Annotated in this window: 23 protein-coding genes and 1 tRNA gene; 19 read left to right on the top strand and 5 right to left on the bottom strand. The window is 37.6% G+C overall.

Annotated features, from left to right (window positions below; all coding sequences use genetic code 11):
- Positions 1–10: 10 nt before the first annotated feature.
- From selD to CFK40_RS20740, 3 genes are all read right to left on the bottom strand, one after another.
- Positions 11–1,063 carry a selenide, water dikinase SelD gene (gene selD / locus CFK40_RS07080; protein ID WP_152640108.1) on the bottom strand — a complete coding sequence of 351 codons (1,053 nt, stop codon included), beginning with the start codon at positions 1,061–1,063 and terminating at the stop codon, positions 11–13.
- 26 nt (positions 1,064–1,089) lie between these two features.
- A complete protein-coding gene (locus CFK40_RS07085; protein ID WP_152640109.1) occupies positions 1,090–2,085 on the bottom strand; it encodes a glycosyltransferase family 4 protein in 996 nt (331 codons plus the stop codon).
- Between the two features lie 168 nt (positions 2,086–2,253).
- A tRNA-Sec gene (locus CFK40_RS20740) sits at positions 2,254–2,350 on the bottom strand.
- Between the two features lie 122 nt (positions 2,351–2,472).
- Between CFK40_RS20740 and selB the strand changes: the two genes are divergently transcribed.
- The 10 genes from selB (at position 2,473) to CFK40_RS07140 (ending at position 15,185) form a co-directional block, all read left to right on the top strand.
- Positions 2,473–4,365 carry a selenocysteine-specific translation elongation factor gene (selB, locus tag CFK40_RS07090; RefSeq protein WP_089531645.1) on the top strand — a complete coding sequence of 631 codons (1,893 nt, stop codon included), beginning with the start codon at positions 2,473–2,475 and terminating at the stop codon, positions 4,363–4,365.
- Positions 4,366–4,390: 25 nt separating this feature from the next.
- Positions 4,391–5,797 (top strand): L-seryl-tRNA(Sec) selenium transferase, encoded by a 1,407-nt coding sequence (gene selA / locus CFK40_RS07095; RefSeq protein WP_089531646.1) that lies wholly within the window; start codon positions 4,391–4,393, stop codon positions 5,795–5,797.
- 26 nt (positions 5,798–5,823) lie between these two features.
- Positions 5,824–6,897 (top strand): M42 family metallopeptidase, encoded by a 1,074-nt coding sequence (locus CFK40_RS07100; RefSeq protein WP_089531647.1) that lies wholly within the window; start codon positions 5,824–5,826, stop codon positions 6,895–6,897.
- A 622-nt stretch (positions 6,898–7,519) separates the two neighbouring features.
- The gene (locus CFK40_RS07105) at positions 7,520–8,122 is read left to right on the top strand and encodes a TetR/AcrR family transcriptional regulator (protein ID WP_089531648.1); all 603 of its coding nucleotides are present in this window, start codon (positions 7,520–7,522) and stop codon (positions 8,120–8,122) included.
- Positions 8,123–8,681: 559 nt separating this feature from the next.
- Entirely contained in the window at positions 8,682–9,680 is a 999-nt protein-coding gene (locus CFK40_RS07115) for an LLM class flavin-dependent oxidoreductase (RefSeq protein ID WP_089534317.1), read from the top strand.
- Positions 9,681–9,699: 19 nt separating this feature from the next.
- Entirely contained in the window at positions 9,700–10,719 is a 1,020-nt protein-coding gene (gene ltaE, locus CFK40_RS07120; protein ID WP_089531650.1) for a low-specificity L-threonine aldolase, read from the top strand.
- A 191-nt stretch (positions 10,720–10,910) separates the two neighbouring features.
- Positions 10,911–11,528: a DedA family protein gene (locus tag CFK40_RS07125; RefSeq protein WP_089531651.1), complete on the top strand. Its 618-nt coding sequence runs from the start codon at positions 10,911–10,913 to the stop codon at positions 11,526–11,528.
- Between the two features lie 14 nt (positions 11,529–11,542).
- A complete protein-coding gene (locus tag CFK40_RS07130) occupies positions 11,543–12,376 on the top strand; it encodes an undecaprenyl-diphosphate phosphatase (protein WP_089531652.1) in 834 nt (277 codons plus the stop codon).
- Between the two features lie 159 nt (positions 12,377–12,535).
- Positions 12,536–14,569 (top strand): heavy metal translocating P-type ATPase, encoded by a 2,034-nt coding sequence (locus CFK40_RS07135; RefSeq protein ID WP_089531653.1) that lies wholly within the window; start codon positions 12,536–12,538, stop codon positions 14,567–14,569.
- A 25-nt stretch (positions 14,570–14,594) separates the two neighbouring features.
- The gene (locus tag CFK40_RS07140) at positions 14,595–15,185 is read left to right on the top strand and encodes a YdhK family protein (RefSeq protein ID WP_089531654.1); all 591 of its coding nucleotides are present in this window, start codon (positions 14,595–14,597) and stop codon (positions 15,183–15,185) included.
- 185 nt (positions 15,186–15,370) lie between these two features.
- On the opposite strand, the gene CFK40_RS07145 is transcribed toward CFK40_RS07140, so the two are convergent.
- Together CFK40_RS07145 and CFK40_RS07150 are read right to left on the bottom strand one after the other, a co-directional pair.
- On the bottom strand, positions 15,371–16,324 hold the full coding sequence (locus tag CFK40_RS07145) for a calcium/sodium antiporter (RefSeq protein WP_089531655.1): 954 nt from the start codon (positions 16,322–16,324) through the stop codon (positions 15,371–15,373).
- A 298-nt stretch (positions 16,325–16,622) separates the two neighbouring features.
- Positions 16,623–17,297, bottom strand: a complete 675-nt coding sequence (locus CFK40_RS07150; protein ID WP_089531656.1) for a GOLPH3/VPS74 family protein — start codon at positions 17,295–17,297, stop codon at positions 16,623–16,625.
- Positions 17,298–17,625: 328 nt separating this feature from the next.
- Here CFK40_RS07150 and CFK40_RS07155 point away from each other — a divergent pair, with 328 nt between their 5' ends.
- From CFK40_RS07155 to corA, 9 genes are all read left to right on the top strand, one after another.
- The gene (locus tag CFK40_RS07155; RefSeq protein ID WP_089531657.1) at positions 17,626–18,219 is read left to right on the top strand and encodes a class I SAM-dependent methyltransferase; all 594 of its coding nucleotides are present in this window, start codon (positions 17,626–17,628) and stop codon (positions 18,217–18,219) included.
- Positions 18,220–18,562: 343 nt separating this feature from the next.
- On the top strand, positions 18,563–19,090 hold the full coding sequence (locus tag CFK40_RS07160) for a hypothetical protein (RefSeq protein ID WP_089531658.1): 528 nt from the start codon (positions 18,563–18,565) through the stop codon (positions 19,088–19,090).
- Positions 19,091–19,279: 189 nt separating this feature from the next.
- Positions 19,280–19,639, top strand: a complete 360-nt coding sequence (locus tag CFK40_RS07165) for a lmo0954 family membrane protein (RefSeq protein ID WP_089531659.1) — start codon at positions 19,280–19,282, stop codon at positions 19,637–19,639.
- A gap of 13 nt (positions 19,640–19,652) precedes the next feature.
- A complete protein-coding gene (locus CFK40_RS07170; protein WP_089531660.1) occupies positions 19,653–20,294 on the top strand; it encodes a PspA/IM30 family protein in 642 nt (213 codons plus the stop codon).
- A gap of 96 nt (positions 20,295–20,390) precedes the next feature.
- Positions 20,391–21,122, top strand: coding sequence for a cell wall-active antibiotics response protein LiaF (gene liaF, locus CFK40_RS07175; protein ID WP_089531661.1), 732 nt, complete (start codon positions 20,391–20,393; stop codon positions 21,120–21,122).
- On the top strand, positions 21,119–22,162 hold the full coding sequence (locus CFK40_RS07180; protein ID WP_089531662.1) for a sensor histidine kinase: 1,044 nt from the start codon (positions 21,119–21,121) through the stop codon (positions 22,160–22,162). Before liaF ends, CFK40_RS07180 begins: the two co-directional genes overlap by 4 nt.
- Positions 22,155–22,787, top strand: coding sequence for a response regulator transcription factor (locus tag CFK40_RS07185; RefSeq protein ID WP_089531663.1), 633 nt, complete (start codon positions 22,155–22,157; stop codon positions 22,785–22,787). The genes CFK40_RS07180 and CFK40_RS07185 overlap by 8 nt, the downstream gene beginning before the upstream one ends.
- A 413-nt stretch (positions 22,788–23,200) precedes the next feature.
- Positions 23,201–24,481 carry an isocitrate lyase gene (aceA, locus tag CFK40_RS07190; protein ID WP_089531664.1) on the top strand — a complete coding sequence of 427 codons (1,281 nt, stop codon included), beginning with the start codon at positions 23,201–23,203 and terminating at the stop codon, positions 24,479–24,481.
- Between the two features lie 209 nt (positions 24,482–24,690).
- Positions 24,691–25,641 (top strand): magnesium/cobalt transporter CorA, encoded by a 951-nt coding sequence (gene corA / locus CFK40_RS07195; RefSeq protein ID WP_089531665.1) that lies wholly within the window; start codon positions 24,691–24,693, stop codon positions 25,639–25,641.
- The last annotated feature ends 154 nt before the right edge of the window (positions 25,642–25,795 follow it).

Genomic DNA, 25,795 nt, shown 5'->3' on the forward strand with positions numbered 1-25,795 from the left:
TTTCTTTCTGTTAGATTACTGTAAGCCTGCCTGAATTATTACTAGTAACCACTCCGATAATTGCAGATTCAACATTGTTGGTTTGTAATGCCTCCTGTAAAGTATCTGCCTCGGATTCAGGTACTGATATTAGTAGTCCGCCAGAAGTAACAGCATCACAAAGAATGAGTTGATCAAGGTTATCGACTTTTTCATCATAATCAATTCGACCTGCAAGCCATGAATGATTCTTTTTCGTTCCACCTGGAATAATGTCCTGCTCTGCAAGTTCTCTTGCCCTTGGTAAAACAGGAACGTCTTTGCTGTTAATAGTGATTCCAACGTTGCTTCCCTCAGCAATTTCAAGTGCGTGGCCAAGCAGACCAAATCCAGTCACGTCCGTACAGGCGTTCACAGTGTAACCTTCCATTGTTTCCGCAGCATATTTGTTTAAAGTAGCCATAACATTCATTACCTTATCCAAATCATCGTTAGATAGCAGGTCTTTTTTAATGGCAGTTGTTAAGATACCAACACCAATTGGTTTGGTAAGAATAAGTCTGTCATCAGGCTTAGCACCGATATTTGCTTTTATACGATCTGGATGGACTGTTCCTGTGACAGACAGACCAAATTTGGGTTCTTGATCATCGATTGAATGACCGCCGACTAATGTTGCACCAGATTCAGCAATTTTGTCAGCTGCTCCAGCGAGAATCTCAGCAAGGATGCTTTTATCCAGGGTATTGATTGGAAATGCAACAATATTCATTGCTGTGATTGGCTTTCCACCCATTGCATATACATCGCTTAACGAATTCGCGGCACCAATCTGACCAAACATATACGGATCATCAACAATTGGGGTGAAAAAGTCTAGCGTCTGAACTAAAGCAGTATCATCATTAATTTTATAAACACCAGCATCGTCAGAAGTATCTAATCCGACAAGCAAGTTTGGGTCGGGTACAGATTTAGGTAAATGACGCAGAACCTGCGCCAGGTCTTCAGGACCAATTTTGCATCCTCAGCCACCTTTTGTAGATAAAGAAGTCAGTTTTATAATTTCTTCTTTTTTGGACATAATTCTCTCTCCTTTGTAAGCTCGGTTTATTGCACGGAACTTTTATATAATGATAGCAAATGCTCAGCTTCATATGTGCTAGAATGAGTCTTGGAAATATAGTTTTTAGCAGCAATTACCAATTCTTTTCTTAACTCGATATTATTCATGATTTGCTCCGCATAATCAAGAAATTGATTTGAGGTATTATATACTAAACCAGTTTGACCATCTGACACAATACTGCGATTACCCTGGTTACCGGCAACAAGTACAGGTATTCCATGTCCCATCCCTTCCAATATAGCAGAGGATTGGCCTTCAGAATGGGAAGTGTTCAGGATAGTATCTGCTTGATTATAAATAGTACCCATTTGAGAATGGTCTACCTGACCAATATATTTGATCCAATCTTTATTTTCAGTAACGAGATCTTTGACGATTTTTCCTTCTTCCTCTTCAATTATAGGCCCAACTAACCAAAGGCGAATCATTGGAAACTTGGTATGTAGCTTATTAAGCATTTTAATTGCAGCAGGGATGTTTTTTACTTTTCTTATGCCGGCTGGTAGAACGAAAAGAAATGTATCCTTTTCCTTATTAATTCCTGGCTTTTCTACTGGAAATTCACTTGTCCCCTGGTGAACCACAGCTATTTTCGACTCAAGGTTTGGGAGCTCGTTTATTAATGTAGATTTAGCATCTTTATCAAAAACATGAATAATCTTTGCTTCGGTCAGACAGGAAAGTACATCAGTCCGCTTGTTCTCATTAAATAAATCATGGTTTAGATCGGTGCCGGTCAGGGTTATGACAAAGTTAGTAATCTTTTCATCTAATTGTTCCTTGAATTTGTAAAAGCGATAGGCATGAAAGCCATGTACTATATCCGCTGAGGGGAGCGCGGTAACTGGGTTATCTTCAGTCATAGAAATAACTTCTGTTTCAATTCCTAATTTCTCAAGTCCTTCAGCTATTCGTTTTACAGTGACAGTATTGCCGCGTGGTTGGTGGAAATTAGGTGTTGCTAATATAACCTTCAATACTTCTCATCCTTTTGAAATAATAGTAGTATAAGAGGAAACGATGAGGTTGCAATTTTTAAGCAGATAAGAAAGTATAAATCCTTTCTTACTGCATAAGGGCAACTAAGGCTTTCGCCATTATGGCTTGGAGATAAGCCAAGTTTTCTAAAAAGTAGTGTTTATTTATGGCGGGACTGTGTGGGAATCGAACCCACCGAGCCTGGCACGCAGGCCCCTCAGGGTTTTGAAGACCCAGGGGGACACCAGTCACCCATCCAACCCCATAATAACACTTTTAAGAGGTTGTTCAAAAAGGTATCTTGCTTTTTGAACACGCACTTTAAATTATATACGGAATCTCTTTTTGATAGCAAGAAAACAGCTCTGGAAAGTAGGAATTAGGAGATGGATACTTCATATTTTACAATCGGAATGGCTGGCCATATCGATCACGGAAAAACAACGTTGACAAAAGCGTTAACCAATATAGATACAGATCGTTTAAGGGCCGAAAAGGAGAGAAATATATCAATCGAATTAGGGTTTGCTCCCTTAGAACTGGAAAACGGAGTCCAGGCTTCGATTGTGGATGTACCCGGACATGAACGTTTTATCAGGCAAATGATTGCGGGGGTTGCTGGTATCGACTTAGTTGTTTTGGTTATTGCAGCAGACGAAGGCGTAATGCCCCAAACAAAGGAGCATTTAGAAATTTTAGGGTTTCTGGGTATCGAGCGTTGTATCGTAGCTATTTCAAAGCTGGATCAAGTGGAGCAGGAGCTGCTAGAAATTGTTGAAGAAGATATAAAATCGGAATTAGCTGGTTCTATCTTTGAACAGGCTCCATTTGTCTATGTTGACAGCTTATCAGGGAATGGCATAATTCAGTTGAAAAAGGTGATTTCCACTGAATTAAAATCAGTTGAGAAACGTAATTCCAAAGGGGCATTTCGACTGCCAATCGATCAGGTGTTCACTGTACAGGGACAAGGAACGATTGTCAGAGGTACAATCTATGAAGGGATGATTCAAAAAGGAAGTCAGCTGACTATTATGCCAAAGGGCCATCGTGTAAAAGCTCGACAAATTCAAGTACATAACAAGGAAGTGGATGTGGCTCGAGCAGGGCAGCGGACAGCAATCAATCTTGGCGGTGGAGACAAAGAAACCATTCAACGCGGAGATGTGCTAGTCAATTCAGACCATTTTTTGAGGTCAAAGACGATTGATGTCACGATGAAATTTGTTGATGAAATAGCATCACCACTTAAACAGCGATCGCCAGTTCGACTGTATATAGGAACTTCAGAAGTATTGGGTAAAATTGTATTCTTTGATCGAAATGAAATGAAAGATGGGTCTGAGGAGGTAGTTTGCCAAATCAGGCTGGAGGAAGAAATTGTGATACGACGTGGAGATCGATTTATCCTAAGGCGGCCAACACCAGTAGAAACGCTTGGCGGCGGATGGGTTATCCAGCCCAATGGTGGTAAATATCGTTTCGGGGAAAAAACGATAAAGATGCTTCAAACTAAAAAAGCAGGCACACCAGAAGATTTAATCCAGGATGTCCTGTCAGAGCAGATACTATTAGATAAGAAGAAACTTATCCAATTAACATCGCTGGATGAAACGGAAATAGATGCTGCAATCACTGCTGGTTTGGAAAAAGAAATGTTTATCGAACCGTCTAGTAACAAATATGCTTTGACAAGAACCTTAACTAAATTAAAAAATGAAATCATTCATGAGTTAGAGAGCTATCAGGAACAATATCCAATGCGCCAGGGAATGGGAAAGGCTGAGCTTATTCAGCTGTTAGGAAAAAGTTATCCCAAAACATTTATTGATTATTGTTTAAGCAGACTTATTGCGGAGGATACTCTGTATAAACCCAGTCAATTTATTGCAGTATCTTCATTTCAACCCCATTTACCGAAAAAATGGGAAACTAGAATGAAAGAGGTTATCAAAAGGCTTGAAGACGATGGAATTAAACCCGAAAAATGGAAGGAATACATCAAAGAAACCCCTTTGTCAGAAGCTGATGCAAACGAATTAAGTGGGTATTTGCTTCATACGAAACAAGTATATCAATTAACGGAGGATATTCTAATCCATCAATCGGCTGTTGAGCGTGCTTTAACTGACCTGAAGGAACAAACAGGTAGTTCATTTAAATTAAATGAAGCAAAAGATGCTCTTGGAATTTCCCGCAAATACTTAATCCCGCTTTTGGAGTTGTTGGATAGGTTAAACATAACTACTCGCCAGGAGGATGTGCGTGTTTGGAATTAGTTGATAGAGTCTGGAGGATAAAAGGATGAAACAATATCTACGAGAACTGCCCCCTGTCCATGAAATACAAAATAATGAAAGATATGTGAGAATCAGCAGTGCTTCTCATTTAGCAAATGAACCGCTTAAAGAAATCATCCAGGAAGCCGTCGATTATGTACGAGAACAACTATTAAACGGGCATATACCATCTAATCAATGTTCTAAGAACGATTTTATGCTAATGATTTTAGATTTCACAGAGGAAAAGATAAACACCTTCGTAAAAGCTCGTTTAACCAAAGTAATTAACGGAACGGGCACCGTATTACATACGAACCTGGGAAGGGCGCGCTTGAGTGATAATGCAATCAAACATGTTAGTGACGTCGCATCCAGTTATTCTAATTTAGAGTATCGAATTAAGGAAGGCAAACGCGGTTCCAGACATGATATTATTGAAGACTTATTAATAAAAGTTACTGGTGCTGAAGCGGCAATGGTGGTCAATAACAATGCTGCAGCTGTATTTCTTATACTTCGGGCACTGGCTAATGAGGGAGAGGTAATTGTTTCTCGGGGGCAGCTTGTTGAAATTGGCGGTTCATTTCGCATTTCATCTATTATGGAGGAAAGCGGTGCTATGCTTGTTGAGGTCGGAACAACGAACAAAACACATTTTTATGACTACGAGAATGCGATTAACGATAGCACATCCATGATTTTAAAAGTGCATACGAGCAATTTTAAAACAGTTGGTTTTACCGAATCGGTAGATACGAAAGAGCTTATGGCTCTGAAAAGCCTATATCCAAACCTCACTTTTTACGAAGATTTAGGAAGCGGTTCCTTATATGACTTTAAAAAACTTGGTATTGGGGATGAACCTGTAGTAAGAGAAGTATTGGAATCAGGAGTTGACCTCGTTTCTTTCAGTGGGGACAAGTTGCTAGGTGGACCACAGGCAGGAATAATAGCCGGTAAAAAAGAACTTATTCAAAAACTCAAAAAGCATCAACTGGCAAGAGTACTTCGTGTCGATAAAATGACATTCGCAGCATTAGAGCAAACGCTGAAAGTATACTTATCTGAACAAGATAGGATTCATGAGCTTCCAACTGTACGCGATATTATTAAATCGATAGATGAAATCCACGGACAGGCTGAATTTTTTAAAAAATACATAAATAAAAGTTCTGCCCTGTATGAGGTGGATATCCAGGAAAACACCTCGCAGGTTGGCGGGGGAACAATGCCTGACGTTGAGCTTGCAACCGTTGTAGCCGCGGTTTCTCATCGGATTTTCACTGCCAATGAACTGGCAGAAAAACTAAGAATCGGAAATCCCGCTATTATTACCAGGGTGAAAGATGACAAAGTGCTCATTGACTTTCGAACAGTAACTGGAAAAGAGATGGACGATCTGATGGGAGGGTTTTTGGAATTGGTATAAGGTTTTTATGAAAATAAAATTAAATTATGAATCAGAAAGGGGTAATTTTTTTGAGTACATATCCAAATGTAAATGAAACAAAAGATCTTATTAGTCAATTGGTTTCTATTCCAAGTCCTTCTGGAAGTACCGAGAAAGTAATTAAATTTGTAGAAGATTATCTAAATGACTTGAAGGTACAAACCAAACGTAATCGTAAAGGTGGATTAATCGCAACATTGCCCGGAACGAATAGCGAGGAACACAGAATGTTAACTGCTCATGTTGATACACTAGGTGCAATGGTAAAAGAAGTCAAAGAGGATGGCCGGCTTCGTCTTGATCTTATTGGCGGGTTTGGTTATAACTCCATTGAGGGTGAATACTGCGAAATTCATACTTCTGATGGAAAAGTTTATACCGGAACAATTTTGATGCACCAAACATCAGTCCATGTTTATAAGGATGCCAGTGAAGCTAAGCGCAATCAAGAAAACATGGAAGTACGAATTGATGCTAAAGTCAAAGATGATAAAGAAATTCGCGCACTTGGAATCGAGGTAGGAGATTTTGTTTCGTTTGATCCTCGCATCCAACAAACAGAAAACGGCTTTATTAAATCTCGCCATCTAGATGATAAGGCGAGTGTTGCTATCCTGTTGCAACTAATTAAGAGATTGATAGAGGAGAATAAGACACTTCCATATACAACTCATTTCCTCATTTCTAATAATGAAGAAATTGGCTACGGAGGGAACTCAAATATCACTCCCGAAACTGTCGAATACTTAGCAGTTGACATGGGCGCTATGGGGGATGGACAATCGACAGATGAATACACTGTTTCGATTTGTGTGAAAGACTCAAGCGGGCCGTATCATTATGGCCTACGCAAGCACCTTACTCAACTAGCAAAGACAAACAGTATTGGTTATAAATTGGATATTTATCCGTACTATGGATCAGATGCATCCGCAGCTATTTATGCAGGCCATGATGTTGTTCATGGACTTATTGGGCCTGGAATTGATTCGTCTCATGCATTCGAACGTACACATGAAACATCATTAGATAATACAGAGAAATTGTTATATCATTATGTACTTTCTGCGCTTGTTTAAGCAATTGTTAAAGGCTGTTTTCGTAAAGAATGTTGCTTTTGAGAGAATGGATATAAAATGCGACGTAACTAAAAATCATGTTTGGTGACCTGCGACCGCTGCGGAAAAACACTACGCTTTCCGCGGGCTCGCGATGAGCCTCCTCGATCGCAAAGACCGCTCACTGCGGGGTCTCATCGTCTTCGCTGTTCCCGCAGGAGTCTCCGTGTTTTTCCTCCGCTGCAGTGGTGTCCAATAACGGAACGATCGTAACCAATTTATTGATTAGAGCATGATTTCCCCTATTATGGCAGTTGTTTGGAGCGGAGGACCGTTGACTCCTGCGGGAACAGCACGAGTCTGAAGACCCCGCAGGAAGTGGTTTTCTTCCGAGGAGGCTGAAGCCGTGCCCGCGGAAAGCAACGGTCCGTAGCGGAAAACACCCAGTCTATACGTCGCATTTTATATCAATAGCAACAGACTTTGCTAAAACAGCTTTGTAAAAAGACAAACGAGCCCTCGAAATCCGAGTGTTCGTTTGTCTTTTTTACTATTCAGTAAATTTATCTTGACTTACTTAGGTTATTTGAAGGATAATACTAATGAGTAATATATTCGTAAATATAACATGGAGTTGTAATTTATGGGTCTAAGAGGAAGAAAAAAAGGATCAAATGGGGAAGAGAGTAAGGTTTTGTTACTGAATATTGCTGCTGAGGAATTTGCTCAAAAGGGCTATTATGAGACGAAAGTAAGTACGATCGTGAAAAAAGCTAAGTTAACACAACCTACCTTTTACCTATATTTCCAAAGCAAAGAAGCAATTTTTCAGGAATTGGTCAATTCATTTCGTGCAGAATTATTTAACTTTGTTGAGAAAAGCCGTCTCGAATCAGGACTTGAAATTGGCTCTTTAGCAGAAAAAATTAAAATAGGGTTAACTGCCATATTTTCTTTCTTTGTGGAGAACCCAAATATAACGAAAATTGGATTCTTTCTCACACCACAAGCGGAAGAAGTGAAAGTTAATTTAGCTACTCAAATAACGGATAACCTTACGAAAGAAGTGGAAGATGGCTATTTCCAAACAAATGTTGATCTACGTACTGTTGCTGAGAGTTTGGTAGGGATAATGGAGCGTCTTACTGTTACCAAATTATTTACAGGAATAAAAGAACCTGAAAGTCTAGCAGACGATATAGTCAACCTCTTACTATTTGGAATTAGCTCCACTACTAATGAGTAACTGTTGTTGTTTGTATTTGCTGTAATAAAATGACGGCTTGGTGCTAGGATAAAAAGCAGAAATCCGCAATTCAGACATGAAAACATAAGTTCCTTGTCGTTTTAATAATATGGGGGAGTTGGTTATTATTAAGTGTTCGATGAAGGGAAAATTGGGGAATAGTCTTGATGAAGAGTGGATAGATCTTCTTAAAACTGCCAAATTTATTGGGCTCACATCAGTTGAAGTTAGAGAATTTATTAGCGAGAATCAGAAGTTTAGGAATCAGGAAATTTATTTACAGTTTGTCCAAAATAAAAGGGGTAAATTAGTCGATAATAATACGCTTTAGACCAACATAAGAATAAGTACATAGATTACAAAAGTTACACATTAAAAGACTTTCCGTTTTATTGGCAGGTCTTTTTTGGCAGTAAAGAAAGTATATCCATAATTCTTTCTGTATAGGTGCAACTAAGGCATTCGCCCAAAGGCTTGGCGAATGCCAAGTTTTCTAACTTATTTGTTTGATGGTTCATATAATTAAAGTGTGATGATAATAATGGAAGTAGGTAATACGATGCAACTTAGCATATTAGATCAAGCACCAATATCAGCGGGAATGACTGCACAGGATGCTCTACATGCTTCAACCGAACTAGCTAGGATTGGTGATAGATTGGGGTATACCCGGTATTGGATGGCTGAGCATCACGACTTATCAGGCTTAGCTTGTCCTTCCCCTGATGTGATGCTTGGAATTATCGGAGCAAAAACAACTAGCATTCGAATTGGTTCTGGAGCAGTCCTATTGCCTCACTATAAACCCTTTAGAGTAGCTGAAACCTATAATCTGTTAGCTACATTATATCCTAGGCGTGTTGATTTAGGTATTGGACGAGCACCTGGGGGATCTGCCGAAGTCACTATGGCACTCTCCGATAATTTCCTTGAAAATGTCCGCAAAATGCCTGATATGCTTGATGATTTATTGCGTTTTTTAAACGACGATTTTCCAAAAGATCATATGTATGCAAAAATTAGGCCTTCACCAGTACCGAAATCTTCACCTAATCCTTGGCTTTTAGGGACGAGTGAAAAGAGTGCCGTCTTAGCAGCTCAAAAAGGTATGGCATACACGTTTGGTCATTTCATGAGTAATCAGGATGGACCATCCATTGTAAGGAAATATGTTAATGGTTTCTCCAAAAAATACGAATTAAGAAAACCAAAAGTAATTGTAACGATTTCGGTGATTTGTGCTGAGACAACAGAGGAAGCAGAAAAACTTGCCTTGAGTGGTCAATTGTGGAGTGTGAAACGAGCAAAGGGTGAGGATATTGGTATTCCAACTGTTGAAGAAGCAAAAAATTATTCGTATACTGCTGATGACCTTGCATTAATCAAAAAAGCAAAGAATAAAATGATTATCGGAAACCCAAAGGAAGTAAAACTGCAACTTGAGGAAATACAAAAAACATATGATGTAAATGAGCTTATGATTGTGACGATAACCCATAGCACCAAAGCTAAATTAAAATCATATGAGTTAATTGCTAAGGAAATACTTTCAAATTAGTTAGGATGGAGGAATTTTGATGATTGATTTAAGAAGTGATACAGTAACAAAACCAACACCAGAAATGAGACAGGCTGCTTTTGATGCGGTGGTTGGGGATGACGTATACAATGAGGATCCTACGCTTAAAGAGCTAGAGGAATTGGCAGCAAACAAATTAGGAAAAGAAGCTGCATTATTTGTACCAAGTGGAACACAGGGAAACCAAATTGCAGTGTTAACACATTGTCAGTCTGGTCAAGAAATTATTTTAGAAGCGGAATCGCATATTTTTTATTATGAAGGAGCTTCTATTTCTGCCTTTGCTGGTGTTCAACCAAGGACAATTAACGGTACACGTGGTGCAATGGATCCGGAATTGGTCAAAGCGGCGATTCGTGAAGATGATATTCATTTGCCTGAAACAGGACTTATCTGTTTAGAGAATACCCACAACCGTGCAGGTGGTGCAATTGTTTCGCTTGAAAATATGAAAGAGATTCATAGAATTGCACAAGAAAATAATATCCCTGTTCACTTAGATGGTGCAAGGCTATTTAACGCTGCTGTTGCTTCTGAGGTGGATGTAAAAACCTATGCAGCACAAACAGACACCGTGCAGTTTTGTCTTTCAAAAGGACTAGGTGCACCAGTCGGTTCAATTATTGCAGGATCTGAGGATTTTATTAAAAAGGCAAGAAAATGGCGTAAACGGCTAGGTGGGGGATTAAGACAAGCTGGAATAATTGCAGCCCCAGGTATAGTAGCATTAAAAACGATGGTGGACCGGTTGGTAGAGGATCATGAAAATGCCAAATTCTTAGCTTCAGGCCTACAAGAAATAAAGGGACTTTCCATTGAAAATAATGTCGACACGAATATCATCTTGGTGAATACAAAAGAAGCTGGTTTATCTTCAAAGGAATTTTTGATCAAACTTAAGCAGGAAGGTATTTTAGGGGTCTCTTTTGGACCAAACACGGTACGATTTACCACTCATTTTGATGTGACACGGGAAGAAATTAAAAGTGTTATGGAAAAAGTGAACAAGTTATTCTAGTTCCAATAGATTAGCTCGTTTTTAGTTGACTTAAAAGAGCACTTAGATTAATTTTTTATTAAATATTTATATCATTTTCCCATTTTTTAACTGATCTAGTATATAATAAAAAATTGATGTTATTTTAGTTTAGGGACAAGTATTTACTAATAGTAGGAAATTAATTAGAGAGCATTAACAGGAGTGGAAACATGGAAAACTGGATCACGGATTTTATGGAGCAATTTGGCTACATTGGTATATTCTTAATGATGGCACTTGAAAACGTATTTCCACCAATACCATCTGAAATTATCCTTCCGTTCGGTGGGTTTTTAACCACTTCTACAAACAGGACTGTAGTAGGAGTGATTTTAGCTGCAACCGCAGGCTCTGTTATCGGGGCAATCATTTTATACGGAATTGGACTTTTGGTAGATGTGGAGCGTTTGGAAAAAATTATAGGTCGATGGGGTCACATTATTCGAATCAAAAAAGAAGATATTTACAAAGCAGACGCCTGGTTCGATAAGTACGGTTACTGGACTGTCTTATTCTGTAGAATGATTCCACTTATAAGAAGTTTAATATCAATTCCAGCCGGCATGTCCAATATGAAATTTTGGTTGTTCTTATTGTTTACAACAATTGGAACACTTATATGGAATATTGTTCTAGTGATGTTAGGTGCTGCTCTAGGAGAATCATGGGGAGATATATTGAAATTTATGCATGTTTATTCCACAGTAGCCTATATCATAATTGCAACAGGATTGGTATTATTACTTTTGTTATACGTAAGAAGGTTAAACAAGAAAAAGAAGAATTAAGGAGTTAAAATTACATGGAGATCATTGAATTAGTAAAAGCTATTATTCTAGGAATGGTTGAGGGGCTCACAGAATTCGCTCCTGTATCATCTACCGGCCATATGGTTATTGTTGATGACTTATGGTTGAAATCAAAAGAGGTCTTAGGGTCCGATGATGTGGCTAACACATTTAAAGTCGTTATTCAACTAGGCTCCATCTTAGCGGTTGTTGTTGTATTTAGAAATCGATTCATTGATTTATTAGGGTTAGGCAAAAAAACTCCAGAAGCATCAAATGGAGAAGGTCGCTTAAAATTAACCCAGGTAATTGTAGGGTTGATCCCTGCTGGAATCCTAGGTCTTTTATTTGATGACTATATTGACGAAAATTTATTTACGATTGAAACGGTGTTAATTGGACTGTTAATTGGTTCCGTACTTATGATTTTTGCTGATCTGTTTGCACCAAAAAAACCACGAGTCACCACAGTCGATCAAATAACATATAGACAAGCACTTACAGTGGGCTTAGTACAATGCCTCTCTTTATGGCCAGGATTTTCCCGTTCAGGTGCGACGATGTCTGGTGGTGTATTAACAGGAATGAGTCACAGGGCGGCTGCAGACTTTACCTTTATTATGGCAGTCCCGATTATGGCAGGGGCAAGTGGTGTATCGCTTTTGAGTAACTGGCAGTACTTTACGATGGATGTTTTGCCGTTTTTCATTGTTGGATTTATTAGTGCATTCTTGTTTGCTCTAATAACGATTAAGTTTTTCTTGAGGATTATCGACCGGATCAAGTTAATACCATTCGCTATCTATCGAATTGTATTAGTAGCAGTGCTTTATTTAATTTATTTTTAATCAGTAACTCATAAAAAGGAAGTAATGCCCCGACTAAATAGTTGGGGCATTATTTATATATCTTTAGTTTATACTAGATGAAAATCAACAAATAAAATCATACTGGTTTACTTCATACCCGTATAGGGTATATAGTAATGAATAGAGGAGGTATCGAAAATGAGTGAAAATAGGAATCAGAGCAATGAAAACCATGATCACCAACATAACCATGATCATGACGAACATCACAGCCACCATGATCATCACGCGCATATGATGGAAGATTTTAAGAAACGGTTTTATATCTCATTAATTTTAACCATTCCAATTCTTGTATTATCACCAATGATTCAAGATGCATTAAATGTAGACTTACGGTTTACGGGTGATTTATATATCTTATTTGGATTATCGACCATTGTATTTTTTCATGGTGGATGGCCGTTCCTTAAAGGAATGATTGATGAGGTTAAACAAAAGGAACCGGGCATGATGACATTAATCGCTATGGCAATAATTGTGGCTTACGGATACAGTTCGTTGACCGTATTTGGTGTCGAAGGACGTAACTTCTTCTGGGAGTTAGCCACTCTAATCGACATTATGTTGATTGGCCATTGGATTGAAATGAAATCAGTAATGAGTGCTACCTCATCACTCGAGAAATTAGTAGAACTGATGCCAAACACCGCTCATCGGATTAATGAAAACGAAGAAACAGAAGAAGTAAAAGTGACGGAATTGAAAAACGGTGATTTGGTATTGATTAAACCGGGTGAAAAAATACCTGCAGACGGGAATATTAAAAAAGGTCGATCAGAGATAGATGAATCGATGTTGACAGGGGAGTCGCTTCCTGTTTTAAAAGAAACAGACCAAGAGGTAATTGGTGGATCCGTCAATGGGGAAGGGTCACTAACCATTTCCATTGAGAAAACCGGTGAGGAAAGCTATTTATCGCAAGTAATCACAATGGTCCGCGAAGCACAGGATTCAAGATCTCATACACAAGACCTTTCGGATCGCATGGCAAAGTGGTTATTTTATATAGCGATGGCTGCAGGTTTAGTTACATTTATCATCTGGATTTTGGTAGGGCCGTCGTTTAGTTATGCGTTAGAACGGACAGTAACTGTTATGGTAATTGCTTGTCCCCATGCACTTGGACTCGCAGCACCATTAGTTGTTGCGAAATCAACAACCCTAGCCGCAAAAAGTGGATTACTTATTCGAAAGCGGTCGAGTTTTGAAGAAGCGAGGAATATAGACACTGTCATATTTGATAAGACAGGAACGCTGACATTGGGTGAATTTGGTGTAAGTGATGTTGTTTCTAGTGGTGACTTAACTAAAGAAGAAATTGTGAAATTCACAGCTTCACTTGAATCACAATCAGAACATCCAATTGCTAAAGGAATAGTCAACTATGCAAAAGAGCAAAATATTGAGTATCCACAACCTAATGAGTTTGAATCGTTAACTGGTAAGGGTATACAAGGTGAAGTAGATAATAAAAACGTCAAGGTAGTTAGTCCTGGATACTTAAAGGATGAACAAATTGATTTTGATGAATCTGAATTTCAACCGATAAGCGAGGAAGGAAAGACGATATCGTTTCTTTTAATCAACGATAAACTGGAAGGTTTTGTTGCGTTAGCCGATCAAATAAAGGAAAGTTCCAAGGAAGCGATTGCTCAGCTTAAATCAATGAATGTTGAATCAATGATGTTAACTGGTGACAGCCAAAAAGTTGCACAATGGGTTGGTAAACAATTAAATCTCGACGCTATTACGGCTGAAGTTCTTCCTGACGAAAAGGCAGATTTTGTGAAGAAGGTCCAGAGGGAAGGTAAACGGGTCGCGATGACAGGTGATGGCGTAAATGATGCGCCAGCTTTAGCAAATGCAGACCTCGGAATTGCAATCGGAGCTGGAACGGATGTAGCCATGGAAACCGCGGATATTGTTCTAGTTGAAAGCAATCCTAAAGATGTGGTTAATATTTTAGATCTATCAAAAGCTACGTATCGAAAAATGATTCAAAATTTATGGTGGGCAGCAGGATATAATATTATTGCTATCCCATTAGCTGCTGGAATATTGTTCCCAATAGGAATTGTGTTAAGTCCTGCGATTGGTGCACTGCTTATGTCACTAAGTACAGTAGTTGTTGCGATCAATGCGCGTTTGTTTAAGTATGAAAAGCAATAAAAGAAAAATCTCGAGGAGGATAAACATGAAAAGTAAAAAATTTTTAATAGGTATTTTAGTGATTGTTGCCACATTAATGCTAGCTGCATGTGGTAACGATAATGAAGAAACGAGCCAGGAAGAAACGGGTCAAAAGGAAAATGATGAGAATATGAATATGGATTCTGATTCCCACGAAGATATGGACCATTCAAGCTCAGGTGAAGTTCCTGATGATTTAGAGGTTGCGGAAGATCCAAAGTTTGAAGTTGGAAGTCAAGTTGTTCTTAAAACAGATCACATGAAGGGCATGCAAGGTGCCGAAGCAACAATTGTGGGCGCCTACGATACGACTGCATATGCGGTTTCGTACACTCCGACAACTGGTGGAGAAAGAGTAGAAAATCATAAATGGGTTATCCATGAAGAAATTGCTGATGTTGGTGAAGAGCCACTAGAACCAGGTACTGAAGTTACCATAAATGCATCCCATATGAAAGGTATGAACGGTGCAAATGCTACAATTGATACAGCCAAACAAACGACTGTATATATGATTGATTATGTGCCAACTACCGGTGGAGATAAGGTAACAAATCATAAATGGGTGACAGGAAGTGAAGTATCAGCTGAATAAATGTAGAATAAGTGCAGCCCTTTCAACACCTATTTACGAAGATAGGTAGTAAAGGGCTGTTATATCTCTACCCAATTGCTTAGTACCAATTATTCTACAACTTGGCATGGATGTCCTGTTCATGAACTGTATTCGGTGATGTCTCTTGAACCATCTATGCCTACAAAAGGATGAACGACTTTTTATTAATTTCGTAATATAATATACACTAAATAAATAATATAGGCGGCGGCAAGCACCAATCCTTCCCGCTTTCCAACCCTGAAGCTGGTTCTTGAGAAAATCAATAATACAGCAGTCAGTGCAATCATAATCCCGACATCAATAAATACTTTATTGTCCACCGCTAATGGAGAAATTGTAGCCGAGATTCCAAGGACAAATAAAATGTTGAAAATATTGCTCCCCACAATATTTCCCAGTGCGATTTCACTTTCTTTTTTCAATGCTGCAGAAATAGATGTTACCAGTTCTGGAAGGGATGTTCCAATTGCAATAATCGTTAGCCCCACCAATGTTTCACTCATACCAAGAGAGTAAGCAATTTCTGTACCGTTATCTACTACCAAATTCCCTCCAAATATAATTCCAGCAAGCCCTAATATGGTAATTAATATATTTTTCCCCCATTTGATGTCCTTAGGCGCTTGTTCCTCCTCTGTATTTTTCCGGCTTTTTAGGCCAATCTCAATCACATAATACATAAAGATGGCTAAGAACAATAAAAAGATGATTCCATCACTGCGTGTAAGTAGATTGCTACTGAACCCTTGCAATGCAATGTCACTCATAAGAATAAGCAATGCTGCACTTGCGAGTAAGGTAAATGGGATTTCTTTTCTAATAGTTTCATTTTCAACCTTCAAAGGATATAAAAAAGCAGCTACCCCTACAACGAGGGTAATGTTAAAAATATTGCTCCCAACTACGTTACCCAGTGAAACATGAGCACTTCCTTCCAGTGCTGCAATAATACTGACAGTTGCTTCCGGCGAACTTGTTCCAAAAGCCACAATTGTTAACCCGATCAAAATAGCCGGAATCCGGAGTAGTCTCGCAATATTGGAAGATCCGTCAACAAAGAGGTCGGCTCCCTTTATCAACAATGCAAATCCAACAATTAATAAAATATATGTCATTAGTTTGTTCTCCTTTTCTCATTCACTATTTGTTCTATTATTTTCTGATTACTATTATTCATACCCTGTATTACGTAATGAAAAAAGGATTTAGATCTTACTGCATAAGTGCAACTAAGGCTTTCGCCATTAATACTTGGCGATAAGCCAAGATTTCTAAAAGGGAATTTCTTCAGCAACGTAAAACCAAGGGCATTATATGGAATCCTCCAAAGCCTTTTTTATTATCAACGTTTCATTGTTTGCACATCGATTTGTAGTATACTTCGTTGATTAACCCTATATCCCTTATGCTTCATCAATTAGTATTAATTGTACTAACCATGACAACCGTTGTACATGCAACGATTACAGCTGTTTGCATTTCGTCAATTGAAGCATTCACAGCCTTACCGTAATCGTGATTTTTAATAATCTTATCCATGAGTCTTGTTGCTTCTTTCTTTTTATCTTTAGAAAACACTTCATCGACAAGATTACATGATTTAATCAAACTTAATAGCATAGCAGTTCTTGCATTTGGCTTTTCGTCTCCAAATAGACTTGCATGAACTCTGTTTCGAATTTCTTGTTCAGGTATTTCTTGATTAGCTGGATAAGTATTTTGATTAAAAAACCATAATATCTTTTTTTCTTCTTCTTTTAATACACCCTTTTCCACGAGCAACTGTATCATGTCATTCCTCATTTGCCCCATTTTGTAATTAATACGATTAACCCAATCATCAACCTTCCTACTTTTATTAGATTGTTTTATTTCGGTTAATACACTATCAAGAAACATTACCCCGGTTTCCTCTTCATTAATCACGACAACCTTTTTATCATCAAGTTCAATACGTTCCAATATTGTCAATTCTGCAAGAACAGCCCCTGCTAGTCCATAATTTAAGGATTCAGAAGCTGAAAAAACAACAGTCCCTTTCTCATCATCCATAGCAAGCAATAATAATTCTTCCGCAATAGTAAACATTGATTAGCCTCCTGTTTGCAATTATAGTTAGTAATACGTATATCCGTTATATTTGTTTCAATAGCTCAACATATTACCATCATTTTATGGGGCCATTTCTTATTCAATTAACTGATTGCGGTAGCGTTTATAAACATCGCATCTTTTATACAAACATCTCGACTTCATTTTAAAGCCACAATAGCACTAGCTATTGAACATTACCTAATAGTGAACCAACAAGAACTACATTTTCATTATTATAGTAGCAAGAATAGAAGTTAAATTGATGTTACACTAATTAAAGTCAGTTTCAAGATTTAAGAGGTGAATTAGAGGTGAATATAGGATGGGGAAATGGTTTCCGTGGGTTTACGGTATAGCAATGAAACCTCTTGAGCGATCCAGATTTAAAAAAATTAGAACAATGCTTATAAACAAAGCTGTTGGAAGGGTATTAGAAATCGGTTCAGGTTCTGGTGTGAACTTTCCCTATTATAGGAATGTTGATCAGGTGGATGCGATTGAGCCAAATCCTATTATGAGGGAGCTAACTTTAAAATATATAAGTAGGTCTCATACCCAAATTAGAATATTTTCAGCTGAAGCGGAAAAGCTTCCGTTTGACGATAATACTTTTGATTCCGTGGTAGCAACACTAGTTTTTTGTACGATTCCAGATCCTGTTAAAGCATTTGAAGAAATCCAACGAGTTAGTAAACCTGGGGCTAAAATTCTACTTTTTGAGCATGTCAGAATGAATCATCAACCCTTAGCGAAAATGCAAGATATACTGACGCCATTATGGAGGAAAGCTTGTGATGGATGTCATTTAAATCGTGATACCTTGAGATTATTGGGACAGACTGAGATAGCTATAAATCAAGTGGATTACTATTATAAAGGTCTATTCGTAACTGTCGAAGCGATAAATGACAAATAATAGAAGCTAATTAACATTAGTATAAGAGGAGGTTCAAAAAGTCACCAAATGATAAACGGCGAATTTCTTCGTTGCAAAGTTTTTCCGGTCCTCACGTATTAAAAGCATAGAGGAACTTCTACTAAAATCGCCCACGTCCTGTGGGCAACGTAGAAGTCAGCACAACACGTGCAAGTCCGGTCCTCAAAATCTTCGTGCCTTGAACTTCTTGTTTCTTATATTTGCCAACTTTTTGAACAAGCACTATAAAGGTGGGCTATCTCCTTTTTTTGTTTGAACATTTTTAGGCTACTTTCATAAAGTATTGTGATAATACCTATCCTCAATAAAGGGAGGTTTCTTTATGACTACTTTACCGGCTGTAGACTTAGGAATAATGGCGGAACATTTATCCGCACACAAAGGAGTAATTAATAAATTAGAAGTATATCAAGCTAACGTAACAAACACCGTTTTGAAAGATATAATCATTTTGCAAACCAATATGATGCGTGCACATGTCAGGATAATGTTGGCTTTTATAAATCCAGATGATAGCGGCTATATTGAAGTTCCAGATTTAAACGATTACTTGAGGACTAATAATCATAAAGGTATGAAAGAGCAAGGTTCTAATGTAAATAATCAATGGATTGCCTTAGAGGCACATACCACCGCTAAATGTATGTCGAATGAAAATTATTTCTCTGCTTTAATGATGAAAGATCAGAATGTAAGAAATGCACATGTTGAAATGGCCTTGCAACAACTAGCGGTGCAAGAAAAGTATGCAGCATTCATTCAAGAAAAAGGTTGGACATTCGTTCCACATGTTTCTGCTCACGATCAAGTTAATACGTATCAATATTTTCAACATATGTTAGAACAATGAAATCTTAAATGAAAATAGGTGTGGATTCCGTATTGAGAATCTGCGCCTATTTTTTATTGTCCAAATTTCACTCTCGTCTATATGAAAAGTACGTCTCAGGTCTTAGTAAAAGATATGGCTAAGGCTCATTATACGAAATTCAAATAATCGGTATGATGAATATAAGATAGAAGGAAGGAGGCGGAACAAATGAAGAAGTTTATGTTGTTTATTGGAGGTTTGGTTGCTTTATTGATTCTACTTTCGATGCTCGGACCAATAATTTTACTAGGTGTTAGCGTCTGGTTGCTTTATGTCATCTTTAAGCAATTTATCAAAAGCGATTCAACAGTTGGAAAAATCGGTTGGGTTATTGCAGGCCTTGTTGTGATTAGTATCGGGCTTTCTAACATCTATGCTGTGATTGGTGTTGCTGCAGCAGTCGCGTTGTACTTAATTATCAAGAATTGGAAAAGCGATAAGCATGAATCACACGAACAAACAGTGGTAGAAGATGATCCGTTTAAAAATTTTGAGAGACAATGGGCGGAATTAAATAATTTAAAATGAGGAGAGAAGTAATATGACAAACGTATTTACACGAATGAAGGACTCGATTTCAGCAGATCTTCACAATATGATGGATCAAAAAGAACAAAAGAATCCGATAGCTGCATTAAATCAATATCTACGTCAAAGTGAGCAAGAAAAGGAAAAAGTGAGAAAGCTTGTAGAACGTCAATATCGATTGAAAGATGAATTCACTAGAGAATATCATAAAGCACAGGATCTTGCTGATAAACGTTTAAAGCAAGCTAATATTGCAGAAAAAGCAAACGAAAATGAAATGCGTGAATTTGCAATGAAAGAACACGAGGAATATCAATCAAGAGCGAATAGATTAAAAGCTTCTCGCGGAGAGTCTGTTGAGCAACTAGAGATGTTAGAACAAAAGTACGAAGAAATGAAATACAAACTAAAGGACATGCATTTACGCCGTATGGAGTTAATGGGACGTGAAAATGTAGCACATGCCAATCATCAAATAAATCGTGTTGTACAGGATTCTTCAGATAAACCAATAGCTCGATTTACCGAAATGGAGCGCTATATTGAAGACCTAGAGTTTAAAGTGAATAGTTCTTACTATCGAAACACGTTTGACAGTAGGATCGAGAAGCTTGAAAAAGAAATGAACACAAAGGAAACAGCTGACACAAACTAAGATTTTGCATATGCAGCTTTTGATGAAAAAATGATATACTAAAGCAGGCGCAGTACGCTGCGTCTTTTTATTACATAAACAAAAGGGGGTCACCATATGTTTCAGCGATTATCAACAGATACATTAAACTGGATATTAATTATTGGGGTGATCCTCTTTATTATAGAAATAACTTTTTTTGGCGGAGGCATGATCATATCTGCCTTGTTTTTTGGTTTATTTATATATGTAGGTTGGAAAAGATTTTATAGACTATGGGGGAAAGTTTTCTTCTGGATCGGGATTATTGGTCTTGCGTTTGCTATTTTTAATATGATAGCTATTCGATTTCTTGTTCTAGCAGGTATCCTGTTATTCATTGTCAATTATTCTAAGTCTAAAAAAGAACCTAATTATATTCAGCCTAGTATTACCTCACAAGAGGATGGTAGTCAAGAAACAATCATCAAAACGAAAGCCTTATTTAATCATAAAGTATTTGGAGACCAAGAAACGGCTGACCAAGCGTATCAATGGCACGATATCAATATACATGGAGTTTTTGGTGACAGAAACATAGACCTAAGCAATACCGTTTTACAAGATGAAACGGCTGTTATCTCAATTCGTCATCTTGTTGGTAATATTGCAATTTATATTCCGTATGAAGTAGAAGTTAGCATACATCATAGTTCGGTATTTGGTCGAGCGCATATTTTCGGATTACATCACCAGAAATTAATGAATCAATCCCTGTTATATAGAACAGAGAAGTATGAATCTACTTATCCTCGAGTCAAAATTATTACGTCTTTACTATCTGGAGACATCGAGGTGAAGCGGATATGAATATAATGATGCGTCACGTTATCACAGCGGTTTTATTCAGTGTATTTATATCATTTATGGTGATTGGTGTAACACTGATTACCTTCCCTTTAGATAGTTGGTCATTACTTATAAATCAGGAAATTGCGAATGTTCCTTATTTATTGCTGGTTTTTATTATCCCCGTTGTTGCTGGGTTTATAATAGGCGTATCAACAGGATTGTATTGGCGGCAACGACTCCATCGAATTGACAGGCAGTTAGACGAATTAGTGAAAGGTCAAAGATTAACAACGGAAGACGAACCTCATAAAGAATTAAACACAATTCAACAACGGATGGAACAGGTTCAAGAAAAATTCAGGCTACAAGCGGAACATTCCCAGCGAATGGTGACAGAACGAGCAAATGAACGGGAAAAAAGTCTCCAGGAAGTAGTTGTGCAGGAAAGAAATCGCCTGGCGAGAGAATTACACGATTCTGTTAGTCAACAATTATTTGCAGCATCCATGATGATGTCAGCAATCAATGAAAGTGATTCACCAGATATTGAGACAGGTAAGCAACAGCTTCGGATGGTGGAAAAGATGATCCATCAATCCCAATTAGAAATGAGAGCTTTATTACTTCATCTCAGACCTGTTGCATTAAAAGGTAAATCGCTACAAGAAGGCGCTGAAGAATTACTGCTTGAATTAAGACAAAAGGTTCCAATGGAGATTGTCTGGAAAATAGAACAATTCACCGTTGAAAAAGGAATTGAAGATCAGTTATTTCGAATTCTACAAGAGTCCGTATCCAATACATTACGGCATGCTAAAGCCACGACTTTGGAAGCATTATTAATTGAACGAGATGATACAGTTATTTTACGAATAGTGGATAATGGTATAGGATTTGATGTCGAAAAGGTGCGAACGAGTTCATATGGAGTGCAAAATATGACAGAAAGAGCGAGTGAAGTTGGTGGAACCTGTAAAATCATCAGTTTACCAAATGAGGGAACACGAGTAGAAGTAAAAATTCCACGCTTAAAAAAAGAAGGGGAAAACAATGATTAAAGTGTTATTTGCGGATGATCATGAAATGGTTAGAATTGGGGTTACATCGTATTTATCATCACAAGCTGATATTGAGGTGGTGGCAGAAGCGGATGATGGTGGTGAGGCAGTTGAAATGGCGCTGGATTTGAGACCTGATGTCATTTTAATGGATCTTGTTATGAAGGAAATGGACGGTATTGAAGCGACAAAACAAATAATTGAACAATGGCCAGAAGCAAAGGTTATTATTGTTACAAGCTTTCTCGATGATGAAAAGGTCTATCCGGCTCTTGAAGCAGGAGCAACTAGCTATATGTTAAAAACGTCAAAAGCAAGTGAAATTGCTAAAGCAATACGCTCCACTTTTGGCGGACAGTCTATTCTAGAGCCAGAGGTAACTGGCAAAATAATGAACCGAATGCGAACTAAACCAGTGGATCAACTACATGAACAACTGACCAGTAGAGAAATGGAAATTCTACTGTTAATAGCACAAGGAAAAACAAATCAAGAAATTGCTGATTTATTATTCATCGCGTTGAAAACAGTAAAAGTACATGTCAGTAATATACTAGGCAAACTTGAGGTTCAAGATCGTACCCAGGCAGTCATTTATGCGTTTAAGCATGATTTAGTGAAATAGTAAAAAGTTCAGATCGAATATCGATTTGAACTTTTTAATTTTTTTGAAAAAAGGGTTGCATTTTTGGAATTAATCACATAGACTGTTTTATAACAACAAGTAAAAAACTTAACTGTTATATATAAGGAGGGATGATATGAAAAACATAAAATGTCAACAATGTGGGGAAAAGATTGATGAAAAAAATTATATGCTAGAGTGTGAATATTGTCTATCAAAGAAGGAGGAGTAATTTTTTTTATTAACTCTGTACCATAACACGATTATTATAAAATAATTGTGTTACAACAATAATGGGGGTTTTCTATGGTTACTTTGCTCAAAAAGATTGATGATAATGGAGTACTAAGAAGAAACGTTTACCGAGTTTTTAACTATTCCGGTATATCTATTAATTTAAGGGGGAAAAAATAATGGAGCAAAATCGTGAAAGTAATTTAAAAGAAGAATGGGAAAATGATTTACGGTGGGTAGGAGTTGAGCGGCCATATACAGCAGAAGAAGTTATTAGGCTTCGGGGTTCAATTGATATCGAGCACACGCTAGCTAGGAAAGGTTCAGAAAAACTGTGGAATCTAATAAACAAAGAGGATGAGTATGTTAACGCACTTGGTGCTTTAACAGGAAATCAAGCTGTTCAACAAGTGAAGGCAGGACTTAAGGCAATTTACTTAAGCGGTTGGCAAGTTGCCGCAGATGCAAATATGGCAGGTCAGATGTATCCTGATCAGAGTCTTTATCCAGTTAATAGTGTTCCACAAGTTGTGAAGCGGATTAATCAAGCACTACAACGTGCTGATCAAATACACTTTGCTGAAGGAAATACAGAAACGGACTGGTTTGCCCCTATTATTGCGGATGCTGAGGCTGGATTCGGTGGCCAATTAAATGTATTTGAGTTAATGAAATCAATGATAGAATCAGGTGCAGCAGCCGTGCATTTTGAAGATCAATTATCTTCAGAAAAAAAGTGTGGCCACCTTGGCGGGAAAGTATTATTACCAACCCAAACAGCGGTTAGAAACTTGATTGCTGCCCGATTTGCGGCGGATGTAATGGGAACACCAACACTTGTCATCGCACGAACAGATGCAAATGCAGCAGATTTAATCACAAGTGATTTTGACCCACAAGATGGTAAGTTTATAACAGGGGAACGTACACCAGAAGGATTTTTCAAAACAAAAGCAGGAATTGACCAGGCAATTGCTCGTGGCTTAGCATATGCGCCATATGCAGATTTAATTTGGTGTGAAACATCTGAACCAAATATAAAGGAAGCACAACAATTTGCTGATGCAATTCATGAAAAGTATCCAAATCAGTTATTGGCGTATAATTGTTCTCCGTCATTTAATTGGAAAGGTAAACTTTCTGACGAGGAAATTGCAAGCTATCAGGATGAGTTGAGTGAAATGGGATACAAGTTCCAGTTTGTTACACTAGCAGGATTTCATGCCCTGAACCATAGTATGTTTGAACTCGCTCGGAGGTATAAGGACGAGGGCATGGCAGCCTATTCAGAATTACAACAAGCTGAATTTGCAAGTGAAAAACATGGGTATAGCGCAACACGCCATCAACGTGAAGTTGGAACAGGTTACTTTGATGAAGTAGCGCAGGTTATTTCAGGTGGTACATCATCTACTATAGCCTTAAAAGGTTCAACAGAAACGGAACAATTTACGAGATAAACTACTCTAAACAGGGCTTGTATTAGCAGGTCCTGTTTTCTAGTTGTTATTAGGTGGTTTAATCAGCATCTTTTCTTGATTCATTGGGAGACTTATCACGGTTCATCAGCCACTTTACCTTTTCATCAGTATTTCAAAAAAAGCGTGGAGTAAAAATATGAAGAATAGGGTAAAAGAAACGTATAAACTATTTTAGAGAGTATGAGTCGATGATTACGATACTGGCACAAAAACAAAATATAGAGCACGTTGAAGAAATTACGCTTGACGATCTTAATAACAATACATATGACTGGTACTGGGTTGACTTTGAGGAACCGACTGAAAATGAAACAAAGCTTCTAGAGATCTATTTTCAGTTTCACCCTTTAGCGGTTGAGGATTGTATCCATGATCTACAACGTCCAAAGCTTGATTATTATGAGGACCATACATTTTTTGTTATTCATTCGTTAGAAAAGCAATCATTAGCAAAGAAAGAAATAAATATTTTTATAGGCGATAACTTTATTGTTACCTATCATAAACAGAAGTCATCCTATACGGAATCAGTGAAAAGTTTGTTCAAAAGAAAAAATAACAACGATTCATTTGATGAATATTACGTTTTCTATCAATTGTTAGATTTTGTTGTAGATGAATATTTCCCTATCGTTTATGCAATTGAAGATCATATTAATGAGATTGAGGATAATACAAAAAAATTGTCGATGGAAAATTTATTGGAGCATTTATTCGATCGGCGTGGTGAACTATTAACACTTCGTCAAATGGTACATCCGATGCGAGATTTGTTGTACCGTATTTTGAATTCACATCATTTAGAAGGAGTTCAAGAACGAAAGGAATATTTCGCGGATATACATGACCATTTAATAAAAGTAGCAGATATGATTGCATCAAATCGGGAATTGACACAGGACATTAGAGATAGTTACTTGTCGTTAAACGCACATCAGACCAATCGAACGATGCAAGTACTTACTATTATTTCTGTAATATTCATGCCCTTAACATTTATTGTAGGCATTTATGGTATGAACTTCACATTTATGCCAGAACTCGATGAGAAATATGGGTATTTTGTCATTTGGGTCATTATGCTTAGTATTTCCATTGGAATGTACCTATGGTTCCGGAAAAAAGGATGGTTTGATTAAGAAAAAGCTTACCTATTTCAAAAGATGGGTAAGCTTTTTGGCATATGTACCGTCTAAATCTAGCTCCAAATTACAATATTGATTAAATTACCCCTCTTTATACCCCATAATTTTTACAAAATATGTAATATAAGAGCGGATTTCATCATATTTG

The organism is Virgibacillus necropolis, assembly GCF_002224365.1.
Taxonomy (GTDB): Bacteria; Bacillota; Bacilli; order Bacillales; family Amphibacillaceae; genus Virgibacillus_F; species Virgibacillus_F necropolis.